This window comes from Azospirillum brasilense (genome assembly GCF_007827815.1).
Taxonomy (GTDB): domain Bacteria; phylum Pseudomonadota; class Alphaproteobacteria; order Azospirillales; family Azospirillaceae; genus Azospirillum; species Azospirillum brasilense_C.
Genome location: NZ_VITH01000037.1, coordinates 1 through 1,478, shown reverse-complemented (window position 1 = coordinate 1,478; position 1,478 = coordinate 1). Strand labels below are relative to the sequence as shown.

The 1,478-nt window shown below is 68.5% G+C and carries 1 protein-coding gene; it reads right to left on the bottom strand.

The features are described 5' to 3' along the window. The coding region (locus FBZ83_RS31635; RefSeq protein WP_432612509.1) for a phage head spike fiber domain-containing protein at nucleotides 1-1,478 on the bottom strand (1,478 nt) is incomplete at both ends.

Genomic DNA, 1,478 nt, shown 5'->3' with positions numbered 1-1,478 from the left:
GGCAGGTTCAGCCCCGCCCTGTTTGCCACTGGCGCGGCGCCGTTGAGGGACGACGCCGCGTCGTCTGGCGCCATGGCAAGCGCGAGGCGGTAGGTGACATTGACAGCGAGCGTGCCGTGCCCATTCCCGACCACCTGCGTCCCGGCACTCACCACCCCGGCCTGGATGCTCCCGAAGACACCGCGCAGAAAGGCGCGCTCGCTGTAGGTGCCGTTGTCGATCTCCAAAAAGTATTGGTCGGCGGCGGTGACGACACCAAACACGTCACCCTCAATGGCGATCGTCCAAGCCGTCGGATTGAAATACTGCTGCAGAGGCATGTTGATGTTGTCGCCACCGCGCATGACCGCCGCACCCGTTGTCGGGATGTAGCTGGTGGGGAAGGCGCCGGCCTCGACCTGCGCGCCCCAATACAGCGTCGTCTCCCCGACGGCGGAATCGGAGTGCAGCAGGAGATACGGCGTGACGGCGCCGGTGTCGCCATCGTCCACGAAGGTGGCGGCAACGCGAACCACGCCCCCCGGAAGAAGCTGGGTGGCCACCGTCACGCCGGGGTCGGCGGTCACCTGTCCCGTATCGAAGTTGTAGCTCACCGCCCGGCCGGTTGTGGCGCCGCCGAGAAGGTGCAGTTGGAACCGGGCGTAGGGCTGATTGCCGCGCTGGACGAACAGGCTGGCCGTGACCGCGCCGCCGCCGGCGAGGGTGGAGGCCGCGCCTTGCCGCCAATCGCCGCCCGCCGATCCGGCTGTGATCAACGCCCATTGTCCGACGCCGTCCGGGGCGGTGCCGGTCGCCGTCGCGGTGTGACCGCTTGCCCCAGCGCTGTTCGCCCATGGCGCACCGTGGATGGCGCCGGACGCCCGCATGACGTTGGTCCGACTGTCCTCGATCAGCACGCCGCGGCAGGCCGGCGTCACCGGGACGTAGCCGGTGGCCGCGCCCCGCTCGACCTTGGCGCCCCAAAGGTAGACGCCGGATACCCCGTCACCAGCGTAGACATTGTTGCCGGCGAGGTTCCACAGGATGCAGTACCATGTGCCGTTGGTGTTGGTCCGTGGGATGGTCACCGCGCAGCGATACCAGCCGTCCCCATAGGGTGTGATGGAGCACGAAAACCCGCCCGTGGCTGTCACGGCGCCGGTCAGCAGGTTGAAGACGGCATACGCCTCGCCGAAGGCCGTCAAAGCGATGGCGCCCCGTTCCGCCGCCCGGGCGAAGATGGACAGCGTCCAGGTCTGACCGATCGTCACTGTGCCGGTGCTCTGACCGACGAGGTGCTGGTCGGTGGTCGCCGATTCCACAAGCTTGTCGGCGGTCATGGTGCCGTCCGGAGCGACCGCCACGTTGCTCGCCAAGGTCGCCGCGCCGGCCACCCAGCCGGCCGCGAATTCCTCCGTCCAGGCGAGCAGGTTCGGCGACGGCCGCGCCGCCCAATCCTGCCCGCCGTTGGGCGTCAGCGTGTAATAGCCGTAGTCGAT